We start from the raw sequence: 14,864 nt of genomic DNA, 5'->3' as shown, positions 1-14,864 counted from the left end.
TGTTGTGATTAAATAAGTGTGGAACAAGTAAAAAGTCTGCAAATAGAAAGTCTCTATGATGTGAATGGTCATAGAGACTTTCTTTGTTTAAGGGTTGTTTTAGCATATACTAGTGCTAGGCAAGCCCCACAATTTGGAGGTGTTTGAATGAAAACTTTAGTTAACGAAAGTGACAACTGAAATGACTTATGAAGAAATCAGCGAACTTATTAGTAATTAATCAATTTAACTTCTACTGAACTCCCCCGACTTCCGGTGCTGCCAACTCATGAATACCAAAGATAATGCAATGATCGTGAGCATAATCCCAAGGACTTGAAATCCCTCAAAGTTGAATTTTTCTCCCATAATTATCCCTATCAACAAGGAAGATAGGATGGTTCCCAGATATCTTGATGTGTTAAATAAGCCCGATGCTACACCGATGATTTCTTTTGGAGAACTTTGGAACAAAGCGGCTTGCAGACCTACATTGTTCAACCCATTGCTAATCCCGAAGGCAGCCAATGCCACACATACACTGATAACCGGTGAAGTCTGATTTAATGTGACAAGCCACACCGATCCCAATGTCATTAGTATTGCGGATACCAGCAATGCTGGCCGGGGGCCAGATCTATCGATCCAGCGTCCTGCTATTGGAGCAGTAATCAACGAGCATAATCCTAGCGTTAGCATGAGAATCCCGGTTTGGAACTCACTGACATGCCGTACCATTTGCAAATAAGATGGAATCCCGAAAAAGAGGGAGTAAAAAAGTACGTTAACGAGCATAAATTCAATATTAACCAAAGTCATCGCCGGATATTTGGCAAAGGTACGCAAAGGAATAAAGGGTGACTCCGCTTTTAACTCATGCCGGACGAATACTCCTAACAAAGCGATTCCTGTTAGTAGGGCAATAACATTTACTAATGCGACATGCCCGGATGATTTGGCTGAGAGCAATCCAACAAGTAAGGCGATCAGTCCCATCGTGAAGAGCAGGATTCCTGTCACATCCATCAAATTAAACCAATTTCGAAAGGATATCCCGCGGGTAACGGTTGTTGACGGTTCGTCCTTAGGGATATTTCTCCAAGATAAAAGAAAGCTCGCCACGACGAATGGAATATTGACGAAAAAGATAGCGGTCCAGTCCCACCAGTGAATGATGACCCCGCCAATAAAGGGTCCAATGGCTGCCGCTCCGGACAGGAATATGGACAAAACAGACAGCGCTGTCGCTTGTTTCTCCGTAATATGAATACGTACAATGGCCATTCCAACGGCTACCATCATGCTTGTTCCAATGGCTTGCACAATCCGGAACACGATGAGCCACCCGAAATTCGGGGATATTGGAGCTAATAAGCCTGCAATGAAGGATACGACAAGGCCAGTAAGAAATATCTTCCTCCGGCCGAATAAATCGCTGGCTTTTCCCATGACAGGTTGAGCGACACTACTTGCAATGTAGAAAGAAAAAATGATCCAGGAAACACCTGTATAGTCAAGCTGGAATACATTTTGCAGCCTTGGAATAGCAACAGAAACCATTGAAGAATTTAAAGGATTCAATAATATCCCCAAACCCACTGAAATCATTAACCACCTGCTGCGAACACTCATTATGAAGCCTCCCATTACTTATTAATTTCATCGTACTTGAATTCGTTTATTCATTCCAACGCATTTCATGTTATGATCTCATTGATTTGAAGGAATGAATGGAGGCATGAAATGGAACTTCTGCAATTGCAATATTTTCTCGCAGTAGCTCGTTTGGAGCATATGACTGAAGCTGCACGAAATCTACATGTTACTCAATCATCCCTAAGTAGAACGATTCAACGTTTGGAGGAGGATCTTGGGGTCCCTTTGTTCGATCGGGTAGGGAGAAAGCTGCGATTGAATGAGTTCGGCAGACGATTCCTTCGCCGTGCTGAAAGAGCTTTATTTGAATTGGAGCAGGGAAAGCAGGAGCTTAGTGATTTATCTCACCCGGAACATAACACGCTTGAATTAGCGGTGACCACCGCGAGCACATTACCCAATATCCTTCGCGAGTTTCGAAAAAAGAGACCTGATATTCAATTTCATGTGCAGATGCTGACCACGCAGGAAATGATCACACTTTTGGATAGAGGAGAGGTGGATTTCTGTTTGTCCTCACCACCTATAGAAGGGGACGATATCGAATGCCAAATCGTATTTATCGATCCAATCCTTGTAGCCGTTCCAAAGGGGCATCGGTTGGCTAATCGAAGTAGCATATCCTTGATAGAGCTGAGAGATGAATGGTTCGTCGGGGTTAAGAGTGGTTATGGAACTCGGGATTTAATAGACTCTGTGTGCCAATCGGTTGGATTTGTGCCTAAATATGTATATGAGGGGGATGAACCTGCAAGGCTTAGTGCGCTTGTGGAAGCTGAAATTGGCTTAGCCTTCATTCCAAGTACGGCAAGGAATTCACGGGAAGATATCAAATATCTCCAAGTTGAGAATCATGAATTGGAAAGAGAGATTGCTTTGATTTGGCACAAGAGCCGGTATATTTCGCAAGCTGCTCTGGAATTTCGTGAGGTAGTTGTAGAATATTTCGGAGCGATATCTAAAGAGCATTAAGATAATTGAGGATGGGTATCGAGAGGTATTGAACTGGATACATAAGAACAATTGCATCCAGCTCAAGGACACATGTTCTAAAGATATATTTTATAATGAGGATGTAGAAGAATCTGGTAGTGTTTAGTTATCTGATGTTGGTTCTTCCATAAACCATGAGATATGGGTGCATCTCTTACAAATAAGGATTGCAGCGTTTTTGTTTGCCCAGTCAAATCCTAGAAATGATGCTCCGCTTGTATTAAGCAGTTTATAATCCAGATCAAAGGTATCGTTTTGACAACAAGGACAGGTTATTCGCGCGCCAGCAGCACTGTATCTCATTTTTAAAACCTCCTGTGAATTTGTATAGTTCTTTAACGCATCTGAGGTTATTAAGGTTTCATGTACTCGAACTTACTAGTCAATTTGGGGTGAAATTATGAACAGCTGGGAAACAGCTTTGTCAAAGGTATGTGAGCTTTATTTTTCATCGGAAGTGAATTCGAAATTAGAATGGATCTTGGTTGGCTCGGTGGGTTCGGTTTTACAGGGCTGTGAAATGACTCCGGGAGACGTTGATATTTATACTAAAAATAAAGAAGGGATTGCACAATTTGCAGAACTTCTGAAGGAATATTCCCTGATAGACAAATGTGAACTTCCTCATGGGGAGAACTGGTTATCCTCTTTAGAAGAACCTGCATACACTCAGACCTTTTCTTCGGGCTTTTCGTGGACAAAGGGAAGTTGGATTATCAATGGATTCAAAGTGGAAGTCGTTCATATCTCCAACTCAGCGGGAATTCCTGATTCTATGGATGGTGATGGGATATGGGAAGGTGGGCGATTCATTTGGAACCATTGTAAGAATGTAACTATCGGACGGTACACTATTCCTACGGTTCCTCTAGAAATACAACTGGAATCTAATTTAAGACGACAACGGTCCGACAGGACACAAGCGATTATTACTGCACTGCAAAAATATGGCTACGATCAAGAACTAATCGAAAAAGCTCTATCAAAGAAACACTTACCTTATTTTTATTCTCAAATGAATGGAGCTAAGTGATTTATTAATAAAAAAGGAAATATACTGGTATAATATGGTTGGTAATCATGGGAAGGGGTTGATTTCTATGTCAGACTTTTTTAATCCAGGACCTAGTTCGAATACGACGGACCCTGGTGGTCATAAAGCAAACCATGATGTCAATGCGCAGAAATATCATACACAAGGCGTTCCCGGATTTTGGAGTGAAGTGACCAATCTTTTAATTGTGGTGGCAATCATTGCAGTTATATTCTTACTCATATGGATCTTTTAATGGTGTTGTAATGAAAAAAGGACAGCCCTCATTCAACTTGAGGGCTGTCCTTATCATTATTGAGTGGAGTATCCTCCATCGATGACTTTTTCCGAACCTGTAAATACCCATGGACATTAAAAAGATGACTCCTGATGAATACAGAAGTCATCGGATTGCTCCTTAATTAGGTGTCCCCTTTTCCAAATAGCTGGTGTCGCCAACTTTTCCTACCGTAAACTTGCCGTTCTCCCATTCGACGATCGTCACGCTGGAATTCGGCAAACCACCTTTGCTCATATCCCAAGCTTTAGGGTCAAGCCCCATGACCAAATCCAAGATGGTGATGCCGTGGGAAACGACAAGGATATTCTTTTTCGACCCTTGATTATCGGCAATGATCTGGTCTACTGCCGCTTTCGTCCGGGCGAAAACCTGAGCCATGTTTTCTCCGTTCACCGAGGTGTAATCAAGTTTCTGGAACGAAGCAACGTTTGTATGCTTCATAATATCTGCTTGATAAGCGCCTTCCAAGTCACCGAAGTTCATTTCTCTCAACCGCTTATCCGTTTTCAGAATCATGTTTCGGCCTTCCAAAATGGTATCGGCCGTATCTACCGCACGTCCGCTCGAGCTGCTGTATGCTGCGCTGAACGGAATGTCATGCAAGCCTCGTGCCAGGTCCTCGGCAACCTCGATACCTTCTTCCGTAAGCGGAGCATCCGAGAAGCCCTGCATCCGTTTTTGTACGTTAAACAGCGTTTCGCCGTGACGAACGAAGTAGAACGTGAGCTTGTTTTGGCCGTTTTCCGCATAGCTCTGATCGCCGACTTTTTGCACCGTGTATTTGCCGTCTTTCCACTGAATCTTCGTTACGCTGGAATTCGGCAAGCCGCCCTTGCTCATATCCCAGGCTTTCGGGTCGAGACCCATGACCAAATCGAGAATGGTGATGCCATGCGAAACAACAAGCACATTCCCGCCTTTTGTTTTATTTGCTTCAATAATTTGATCCAGCGATGCTTTAGCCCGCTCGAACACGCCTTGCATATTCTCGCCGTTCACCGAGGTATAATCGAGTTTCTGGAACGAAGCAACATTTGTATGCTTCATAACATCTGCTTGATAAGCACCTTCCAAGTCACCGAAATTGATTTCTCTCAACCGCTTGTCTTTGATCAGCTTGAGATTGCGGCCTTCAAGAACGATATCGGCCGTGTCGCTTGCCCGTTCGCTCGTACTGCTGTACGCAGCAACGAACGGAATGTTCTTCAAGCCTCTGCCTAGATTCTCGGCTACTTCAATTCCTTTCTCTGTTAGAGGAGAGTCGGAGAACCCTTGCATACGTTCTTGTACATTGAATATCGTTTCTCCATGCCGTACCAGATAGAAAGTAATCCCTTGATCTTGATCTTCCTTATTAGCAGTATTATCTGCACTTGCACCAACATTGCCTACACTAAATGAACTTAAAACGAAGAAAGCCATCATGACAGTAAATAACTTAGATAAACTCTTGTTCATATACATATCCCCTTTACTATCTATTTTGAAAGCGTTAACATTGTAATTATATCGAGGGTCTTAAATTCAAAATATCCATTTTTTAAGCAAAATTAAGGCTTATTTTTTCATGTTTCGTTTGAATGTGAGATGTTCTTATATATCCAAATTAAAAAAAGCTATTATATAAAAATGAATTTGCGGAGTATAATGCTATTTAGCGTTTTGACCAAATAAAGGATGAAGAGAGGTGAACGGTGGCTTTGGATTACATTTATGAAAGCATTCAAATGAACAATGATTTGCCAATTAATATATTTCTTCATAATGCGCAATTTGTGGAGGACCACTGGCATGACAGCATTGAGTTACTGTTCGTTCTCAAAGGGAAAGTCGATGTCTATATTGAAAAGAAAAGATTTACCCTACAAGAAGAGGATGTCTTGATCATCAACAGCAATGAAATTCATTCCATTCAATCCCATGAGAATAATTTGGTGCTTGCCTTGCAGATTCCCATTTCATTCATTAAAACTGAATTTGCCGATATCGATCAAGTTAGGTTCCTATGCAAATCCTTTCTATATGGAGAGGAAGAGCAAGAGAAATTTAATGAAATCCGCTCTTTATTAGCCGAAATGATGTGGGTATATAACAAAGAAAATTATAGCTATGAGCTCAAAATAAAGTCGTTACTATTCCAGCTAATTTACGTACTGCTTTGGAAATTCAGAGAGAGTCGCGAAGATAATAGTAGTCGAATTGGTTCCAAGTACACAGAGCGTATGTTAAGTATCGTGAACTACATCCAAGGCAACTATATGAAATCACTTAGTTTGTTCGATATTGCGGAGCAGGAACACTTATCGGTTCCATATTTGTCTAGTTTTTTTCAGAAAAGTATGGGGAAGTCCTTTAGTCAATATGTCAATCAGCTTCGATTGAAGCATGCTGTCAGAGATATTACTTACACGGATCATTCCATTACTCAAATTGCTATGGACCATGGATTTCCGAGTTTGAAATCTTTTCACAAGGTGTTTAAGGAGGTTTATAAAATAACACCGATTCAATACCGTAAGGATTTGCAAAGGTATGAGGAGCATGAGAACCTGTCTTCAAATGATTATGCAACTTACTTGGATTTTGATCGTGAGAATGCGTATGAGGCTTTATTCAAGTATTTGCCTTCACCTGATCAGCAAACAGCCGATAAGACGCTTGATAAAGGTGTAGTCTCAAAAGAAATTAGGGTGCATCTCTCCGGTAAGAGTACGGTGATTAAACCTTATTGGCGAAAAATATGTACGATAAGCAAGGCGAAGGAAATTTTAATGAGTGAAGTGCAAACACATTTAAAGTTGATTCAGGTAAAGGTCCAGTTTAGTCATATTAGGTTTCATGGGATATTTGATGATGAGATGATGGTTTATCGTGAGGATGTACAAGGCAGTCCGATTTTTAATTTCTTCTATGTCGGACAATTAATAGATTTTATACGAAGCATTGGACTTCGCCCTTATATTGAGCTTGGCTTCATGCCTAAAGATTTAGCGAGTAGTGAGTCTTCTTTCTTCTATAAGAAGAGTAATCTGAGTAAACCCAAGGACATAGGGAAGTGGAGAAAGCTCGTGGAGCAATTACTTTTGTTCTGCAAAAACCGTTATGGCGAAGAAGAGATGAAGCATTGGTATTTTGCTTGCTGGAATGAACCTGATTTGCAAGTTTTTTGGCCAGATGCGTTCGAAGATTATGGCGAAATGTATATTCAGACTTATCAAGCTGTTAAAGCTAGCTGCCCTAAATTCCAAATGGGGGGCCCAGATCTTTTTTCAGAAACGGTATATCAAGAGTCTTGGTTAGATCATTATTTAGATTTCTGTATCACAAATCATTGTATTCCCGATGTTATATCGTTCCACAGTTATCCAGTACGAGAGCAGCGAGTAGTAGATAAACCAATATCTTGGATACATTTAAGTAACGATAATTATTTGAATGAAACGATTCATTTGTTAAAAGATAAACTGAAAGCAAAGCTCTCACAAGTGCCTGATGTTCAAGTAACGGAATGGAATTCAACACCATTTCACCGCGATTTGACGAACGATACCTGTTATAAAGCAGCCTATATTGTGAAGAATGTACTAGAGAATTTAGATGAACTGCAGAGCTTAGCTTACTGGTCCTTGACGGACTTACTGGAGGAGCTGCCGCCAGCAGAGGAACCCTTTCATGGTGGATTGGGCTTAGTAACGAGCAATGGAATTCTAAAGCCAGGTTATTATGCTTATGAGCTGTTAGGCAAGCTTGGTGATCGCCTAATGGAGCTTGGCGCTGGATATTGTCTCACAAAATCGTCGCAAGGCTATCAATTGATGGTTTACCATTATTGTCATTTTGATCGATTGTATGGTACGTCTGATTCACTAGGAATTGACGCTTTGAATCGATATCACGTCTTCAGAGACACGAATAATTTAGAGATGAGTTTTGTGATCCAAGGAATACCAAGTGGTGTATACAAGCTTCGTCAAACTACGATAAATCGGGATCACGGCAGCGCCTATGATACATGGCTTGAGATGGGTGCACCAAGTACACTTGATGCAGAGGAAGTGGCCTATTTGAATCGTAAGGCTGTACCCAATCAAGTGAGGAAGACGATTGATATCCAAAGTTCGCTCGATATTAAATGTAAATTAAACCCTCATGAAGTTCGATTATATGAACTATGGCCTGTGTATGATGTATAGTGCTTTTAAATGAAATCTTAATAGGTTTAAAAAACTATATAAATCAATACACTCAAAAAGGGCTGATCCAAATCCATTTCATGGATTTGGATCAGCCCTTTTTTATGATTTTATTGAAAGCGCTTAATTTACTAATGATAAAAATCATGAAATTTGGTCTATTTTTGATTAAGAAACGGAAAGTGGAATGGATGAAAATTGTCTATAATCACAAATGTAAGGGGTTACATTACGGTTAGTCGAAGCTTCCTTACTATGAAATTTACAGGGGGTACGTGTATGAATAAACAAGTTTCATGGAAAGAAAGAATCAGTTATGGTCTAGGAGATACGGCTTCTAATCTTATTTTCCAGACGGTTACCTTATATTTAATGTTTTACTACACGGATGTATATGGGTTGAATGTCGCAGCTGTAGGAACCTTATTCCTTTTAGCGAGAATTATTGATGCGTTCGACGGACCGGTATTTGGAGTCTTAATTGACCGCACGACTTCGAAATATGGGAAATCCAGACCCTGGTTTCTTTGGTTATCGATTCCGTTCGCGGCAATTGCAATTCTTGCGTTCCTGTCTCCGGATTTCGGGGATACAGGAAAATTGGCTTACGCGTATATTACCTATATTCTACTGAATGTCTTATACGCAGGTATTAACTTGCCCCTCACTTCGATTTTGCCAAGCATGTCAAGTGATTCACAGGAAAGAACGGTGGTCTCATCGGTTCGTATGATTCTGGCGCAAGTAGGAGCTATATTTGTCAGTATTGCGACACTACCTCTTGTTGATGTGTTAGGAAAAGGCGATCAAAAACAGGGTTTTATGTTAACGATGATGATCTATGCTGGTGTAGCAGTCGTATTTTTCTTGATTACATTTAAAAATGTAAGGGAACGTGTTCAAGTTGAAGGCAATCGTCCCGTCCCTTTTAAAGAAGGAGTAAAGGCAATTAAAGGGAACACACCTTGGTGGATCCTTTTGGCTACTGGCCTGTTCGTATTTATCGGAGTTACAGCAAAGGGTCCTGCTACTATTTATTACTTTAAATATAACCTAGGTAGAGAAGACTTAATTCCGCTTGTTAATGGCCTTAACGTTCTAATGTTACTTGCGATTATACTAGTTCCTTATTTTAGTAAGAAATTAGGTAAACGGAATGTGGTCTTTACGGGGATGATCATTGGTATTGTGGGGCAAATCATTGTTTATCTAGGTGCACAGATGATGTCTGTTCCGCTTGCATTAACGGGTGTCATAATCAGTAATTTTGGTGGGGGCTTTGCATTTGGTCTACTGTTCGCGATGATTGCTGACACGATTGATTATGGAGAATGGAAATCAGGAGTAAGGGCACCAGGCTTACTATCTGCCGCAAGCAGTTTTGGTGCTAAGTTCGGAATGGGGCTTGGGGGTGCGATTGCAGCTTGGGTTCTAGCGTTAGGGAAATATGTACCGAATCAAGCGCAAGCGCCATCGGCTTTGCTAGCAATTGAATTCAATTTTGTATGGTTACCCTTAATTGCGAATGTCATTGTTATTCTATTATTCCTGTTTTATAAGTTAGATAAAGATGAGCCCCAAATGATTAGTGACTTGAAAGCTCGTAGAGGCCCCGGAATTGGAGCCTAAATAAGAATTATATAATTAAAACTAAGAATTTAACTTGGGAGATGAAGGACATCATGGAAAAATATCTATATGAAAATCTGTTGGCAGAACTAGAGAGACGGACAGAGGTTAAGAATGTCAAAGGTCTAGACATGATGATTAAAAAGCTTCCAGATTCAGATGCTGAGGGAGAAATGGACGCTCGTGTTTTGCAGACAACCATCGAAAGTGCTGAAAAGATGGCTGCGATGGGCAAGCCACCTGAGGGAGAGTTTGATTTAATGGCAATGGTTCAGGGGATGCGTGCAATGATGGGCTCGCCGAATACAGATGTAACAACAACGGATATTCTTACAGAATCGAAAGATATAGAAGGTTCAGAGGGTTCTATCCCAGTTCGGATCTATTCTCCAGCTGAAGGCTCGAAGGTCCCGGCGGTAGTCTTCTTCCACGGTGGTGGTTTCCTGGGAGGTACTTTGGATGTAGTGGAGAATCCGTGTAAAGCAATTGCTGAGAAAGCAAATGCAGTTGTTGTTTCGGTGGATTACCGCCTTGCACCTGAGCATCCGTTTCCTGCAGGATTAAACGATTGCTTTGATGCTGTTCGCTGGGTATATGAGCATGCGGCAGAACTGAATATAAATCCGAATCAAATCGCAGTATGTGGCGATAGCGCAGGTGGGAACTTATCAACGGTATGCGCGATGAAGGATAGAGATCTAGGAACAGGTATGATTAAATTCCAGGCTTTGCTTTATCCGACGGTGAACATGGCTGGGGCAGCAACGGATGATTTCGAATGGAATATCGAAGAGTACACGATTAACAATCATCATGAGCTGATCAAGGGACTACTAATGGGTATGGGGGATATGACGACTATGCTGGACAATATTTATTTACAAGGCAAAATTCCTGCAACAAGCGCCTATACTTCTCCCTTATTAGTAGAGGATTTAAGCGGTATGCCTGACACGTTAATTATTACTGCACAGTATGATTATTTGACACTTGAGTGTGAAGCCTACGCTAGAAAACTACAACGTGCAGGCGTTAATACACAGTATATCCGATATAATGGAATGGACCACGCGTTCATGGATAAAATCGGCGTTTACCCACAAGCAGAGGATTGTATGAATGAAATTGCTAGAGGAATTAAGCGCATTTTCGGATAATAACGTGCATGGTAATATAAAAGATCGCTCTCCTTATCTTGTCTAATCAGCAAGATGAAAGAGGGCGATTTTTATTAAAATTTCACCACTTTCTTATTATTAATACACAGCTTTTTTAGTATGTCATTCTGATGTTATACAGTAGGCAGGGGAATTCGTCTGGAAGCTACAAACCCTTGTTTTTACAGAGAAATTTGAATGTTCAGCAAGCCCTAGGTTTAGTTTTTTTCATGAAGAAAATAAGACTCCAGACACATCTCAAGTGATATGCTCCCGTCATAGTAGACAGTAGAAAAAACAAAAACTTCTACTGCTACAATGACGGGAGTTTTTCTAATGTCTAAAAGAAGTCCAGCATCTTTAGAAGTAAAATTACATGTCGTACGGCTGTGCCTTGAGCACAAGTCGAATCCAAACTATGAGGCAAAACAGCGAGGTCTTAGTTCGCACACGGTTAGAGAATGGATTAGGAAATATAAAGCAGATGGTTTGGACGGGTTAAAGGAATCGAGAACATGGAAAACATACTCTAAGGAATTCAAACTGGCTGCTGTTAACGAAGTGTTGTCTGGTCGTTTCTCCGTTGAAGAGGCGACAAACAAGCATCATATTTCAAGTAGAAGTGTTTTGATCAAATGGATTACCAAGTATACTAATGAGATAGAATTAAAACCTACACATAAAGGAAAAGGACTATCTCATATGAACAAAGGACGTAAAACAACTTTCGAAGAACGTATTGAAATTGCACAATATACCATCGCTAATGAATTGGATTATCAGAAAGCGATTGAAAAATACGGTGTATCTTATCAGCAAGTTTACGCATGGGTTCGGAAATATCAAGCTGGCCGTGAGGAAGCTCTTCAGGACAATCGAGGTCGTAAAAAGCCTGTAGAAGAACTAGAGGAGCATGAACGTCTTAAGCTACGGATTAAAGAGCTAGAAGCGCGAAATGAATACCTAGAGATGGAGAATGACTTCGCAAAAAAGTTGGCAGAGATCAAGCGACGAAATACACGCTAACCCTCGTTCGACAAGTAAACTTGTATCAAGCGATTCAAGAACTGAACAAAGAAAAAGGTCACGCAATTACGAAGTTGTGTGCGTTAGCTGGGGTTGCTCGATCTGCCTATTACAAGTGGTTAAAATGGAAACCCTCTTGCATAGAACTTGAAACTCGTGCGTTAGCGAAAGAAGTAAAGCTACGATATGACAAGCGAAAAGGGATTCTTGGCTACCGTCAAATGCGCACGCAATTAAACCGAAAGCTCAAAAAGCAGTACAACAAAAAGCGTTATTACCGAATTATGTGTGCTCTTGGGCTTAAAGCAGTCATTCGCAGAAAACGAGCAAGTTATGTGAAAGCTACGGAGATCCATGTAGCTGAAAATGTAATGAACCGTAACTTTGATGCCAATTCCCCTAATTCAAAATGGTGTACAGATGTGACAGAACTGAAGTACGGGAATGGGCGCAAAGCCTATTTGAGTGCCATTATTGATGTATATGATAATTCCATTGTTTCATGGGTATTAAGCCATTCCAACAACAATAAACTCGTGATGGATACGTTGAAAAGGGCTTACGCGAAGAATCCTGGCGTATCTCCTCTTCTACAAAGCGACAGAGGTTTCCAGTACACGTCACATGAGTATAACCGACTTCATGTGAAATACGGATTTAAGAAAAGCATGTCTCGTGTGAGCCGATGTTTGGATAACCAACCTATTGAGCGTTTTTGGGGTACTTACAAGGCAGAAAGCTATTATCTTACAAAATTTGATACCTATGAAGAAGTCCTCACGGAGGTTAGCAAATATATTCACTACTACAATAATTACCGCTATACAGAATGTTTGGATGGCTTGTCACCTAACGAATACCGACGAGCTGCATAACGAAAATACCTCAGCTCTAGTAATACGAGCTGAGGTATCTAAACTAACTATTTTTGTTTTTTACACTGTCCACTTGACAGGGAGCACTTCAAAGAGCTGTGTCTCTTTGTCGTACTTGTATAAACAAGCGCTTTCCCAAATCTCATCCCCCAGACGGAGAAAGTATCCATCTGGAGCCAGTTATCTAAATTTAGATTCTAAAATAAAATGAATTTAACAATGGAATCACTCTTTAAAAATCGTACGGGAGAGGATGGTTATAAGGTGGAGAAAATTATAGAGGTACAGGGGATTAGCAAGGTCTATGCGAAAAGAAAGACGAAAGAGAAAATACATGCCGTTCGTAATGTTTCTTTTCATGTAAATCGTGGTGAGGTTCTCGGTTTATTGGGCCCCAATGGGGCTGGGAAAACATCAACAATAAAGATGCTTTGTGGTTTGTTAGAATCGGATGGGGGTTCTATTTCCATTAATGGTTTAGATATATGCAAGAAGAGACTGAAAGCGCTAGAGCATATTAGTGCTGTATTAGAGGGAAACCGGAATTTATATTGGCGTCTTACCGTACGGGAAAATTTAGAATATTTTGCAGGTAACCGGGGGTACTCTCGGAAGCAAATAGTCGATCAAACAGAGAAATTATTAGGGCAATTCAATCTTAAAGAAAAGGAGAATGAGCTGGTTAATGGATTATCCCGGGGGATGCAGCAAAAGCTGGCAATCGCTGTGGCGTTATTAGCTAATACGGATGTCATCTTGCTGGATGAGCCAACGCTCGGTTTGGATGTTGAGGTTAGTTATGAATTACGTAATATTCTAAAAACGATAGTAAGGGAAGAAAGACGTACGATCATTATTAGCTCACATGATATGCCCGTCGTTCAGGAGCTGTGTGACCGTGCCATTATCATTAATAAAGGTGAAGTTGTGATTGATGACAGGGTGGAGAATTTACTTAAGTTATTTGAAACAAGGGCATATTCCATTAAGCTGGGTGAGCAATTAAGCCTAGAACAGGAGAATAAACTGTTGAGTATATTCCCTTTAAGTACTTATAAAGCAAGCTCTCATGAAACGATTGTGGAAGTGAACTTAGAGCATGGGCAGGATATCTACGAGTTGTTTGATCTCCTGAAAGAGGAAGGAACCATGGTGGAAAGTATTGATCGTATTACGATTGATTTTGAACAAGTGTTTATTCAGATTGTGAAAGGAGGTAGAACTCATGAAATGGCTCCATTTATTTAATGCGAATTTTCGTAAGGAATATATTGAGATGAAACGTTATCTACCGAACACGATTGCGTTAGTAGCCACTTTTTATATTATATTTCTGGCTGCATTTTTTGGAATTATGTTCATAGGAGATCCGGCCAGCTTTGATACGAATGTTCAATACTCCATTGTAAGTGTGGTCTTTTGGAGCTTAACGATGATGACGATGAATTTTATTGGTTATTCGGTAATCACAGAAGCGACGCGTGGAACGTTAGAACAGTTATATATGTCTCCCTTGGGCGTGTGGAAAATCATGCTCACGCGGATCATCAGTCAATTGGGCTTACAGTCTGTTATTATGATCCTTTTACTCTTTGGTGCGATGCTGACCTCCGGGCAGTGGTTGAGCTTAAATCCTATGACTACGATCCCAATCATTATAGTTACGATGATAAGTATGGTGGGGGTCAGCTTTATGATTGCTGGTTTGGCTGTTATCGTGAAACAAATTCAAGCATTTTTACAGATTTTCCAATTCGTTTTGATGGGACTTGTATTTGTTCCGATATCTGTCGCACCATTTCTGGCGTTTGCTCCATTCGTCAAAGGCGTGAATATGGTAAGAACAGTGATGATAGAGAATCTTACGCTAACGGAGTTGCCCTTATCAGATTATGGCGTATTACTATTAAATTCGCTAGTGTATTTGATTTTAGGGCTCTTTGTGTTTGATCGGTGCGAGAAAATAGCCATGAAGAAAGGTCTTCTCGGGCAATATTAGCCTACACAAACGTTTATTCTTTA

General features: G+C 40.7%; 12 protein-coding genes. 10 read left to right on the top strand and 2 right to left on the bottom strand.

Going from position 1 to position 14,864, the window contains the following annotated elements:
• Nucleotides 1–225 precede the first annotated feature (225 nt).
• Nucleotides 226–1,611: an MFS transporter gene (locus ACN6KS_RS21980; protein ID WP_440960473.1), complete on the bottom strand. Its 1,386-nt coding sequence runs from the start codon at nucleotides 1,609–1,611 to the stop codon at nucleotides 226–228.
• Nucleotides 1,612–1,722: 111 nt separating this feature from the next.
• Between ACN6KS_RS21980 and ACN6KS_RS21975 the strand changes: the two genes are divergently transcribed.
• The 3 genes from ACN6KS_RS21975 (at nucleotide 1,723) to ACN6KS_RS21965 (ending at nucleotide 3,917) form a co-directional block, all read left to right on the top strand.
• Nucleotides 1,723–2,607 (top strand): LysR family transcriptional regulator, encoded by an 885-nt coding sequence (locus ACN6KS_RS21975; RefSeq protein WP_094872883.1) that lies wholly within the window; start codon nucleotides 1,723–1,725, stop codon nucleotides 2,605–2,607.
• A gap of 421 nt (nucleotides 2,608–3,028) precedes the next feature.
• Nucleotides 3,029–3,661: a hypothetical protein gene (locus ACN6KS_RS21970; protein WP_094872881.1), complete on the top strand. Its 633-nt coding sequence runs from the start codon at nucleotides 3,029–3,031 to the stop codon at nucleotides 3,659–3,661.
• 67 nt (nucleotides 3,662–3,728) lie between these two features.
• A complete protein-coding gene (locus ACN6KS_RS21965; RefSeq protein WP_094872879.1) occupies nucleotides 3,729–3,917 on the top strand; it encodes a hypothetical protein in 189 nt (62 codons plus the stop codon).
• Nucleotides 3,918–4,079: 162 nt separating this feature from the next.
• Here ACN6KS_RS21965 and ACN6KS_RS21960 read toward each other — a convergent pair whose 3' ends face one another.
• Nucleotides 4,080–5,420, bottom strand: a complete 1,341-nt coding sequence (locus ACN6KS_RS21960; protein WP_440960472.1) for a histidine phosphatase family protein — start codon at nucleotides 5,418–5,420, stop codon at nucleotides 4,080–4,082.
• A 236-nt stretch (nucleotides 5,421–5,656) separates the two neighbouring features.
• Between ACN6KS_RS21960 and ACN6KS_RS21955 the strand changes: the two genes are divergently transcribed.
• The 7 genes from ACN6KS_RS21955 (at nucleotide 5,657) to ACN6KS_RS21925 (ending at nucleotide 14,841) form a co-directional block, all read left to right on the top strand.
• Complete coding sequence (locus ACN6KS_RS21955; RefSeq protein ID WP_440960471.1) at nucleotides 5,657–8,155, top strand: GH39 family glycosyl hydrolase; 2,499 nt, start codon at nucleotides 5,657–5,659, stop codon at nucleotides 8,153–8,155.
• Between the two features lie 279 nt (nucleotides 8,156–8,434).
• Nucleotides 8,435–9,784, top strand: coding sequence for an MFS transporter (locus ACN6KS_RS21950; RefSeq protein ID WP_094872873.1), 1,350 nt, complete (start codon nucleotides 8,435–8,437; stop codon nucleotides 9,782–9,784).
• 53 nt (nucleotides 9,785–9,837) lie between these two features.
• A complete protein-coding gene (locus tag ACN6KS_RS21945) occupies nucleotides 9,838–10,941 on the top strand; it encodes an alpha/beta hydrolase (RefSeq protein WP_094872871.1) in 1,104 nt (367 codons plus the stop codon).
• A 336-nt stretch (nucleotides 10,942–11,277) separates the two neighbouring features.
• Nucleotides 11,278–11,967 (top strand): helix-turn-helix domain-containing protein, encoded by a 690-nt coding sequence (locus ACN6KS_RS21940; protein WP_440960103.1) that lies wholly within the window; start codon nucleotides 11,278–11,280, stop codon nucleotides 11,965–11,967.
• A gap of 20 nt (nucleotides 11,968–11,987) precedes the next feature.
• Nucleotides 11,988–12,842, top strand: coding sequence for an IS3 family transposase (locus ACN6KS_RS21935; protein WP_440960104.1), 855 nt, complete (start codon nucleotides 11,988–11,990; stop codon nucleotides 12,840–12,842).
• A 264-nt stretch (nucleotides 12,843–13,106) separates the two neighbouring features.
• Nucleotides 13,107–14,090 (top strand): ABC transporter ATP-binding protein, encoded by a 984-nt coding sequence (locus tag ACN6KS_RS21930; protein WP_094872904.1) that lies wholly within the window; start codon nucleotides 13,107–13,109, stop codon nucleotides 14,088–14,090.
• The gene (locus tag ACN6KS_RS21925) at nucleotides 14,068–14,841 is read left to right on the top strand and encodes an ABC transporter permease (protein WP_094872868.1); all 774 of its coding nucleotides are present in this window, start codon (nucleotides 14,068–14,070) and stop codon (nucleotides 14,839–14,841) included. Before ACN6KS_RS21930 ends, ACN6KS_RS21925 begins: the two co-directional genes overlap by 23 nt.
• Nucleotides 14,842–14,864 lie beyond the last annotated feature (23 nt).

The organism is Paenibacillus nitricinens (genome assembly GCF_052056485.1).
In the GTDB taxonomy this organism is placed as follows: Bacteria; Bacillota; Bacilli; order Paenibacillales; family Paenibacillaceae; genus Paenibacillus_AQ; species Paenibacillus_AQ nitricinens.
This window is presented reverse-complemented; position numbering and strand designations above follow the sequence as displayed.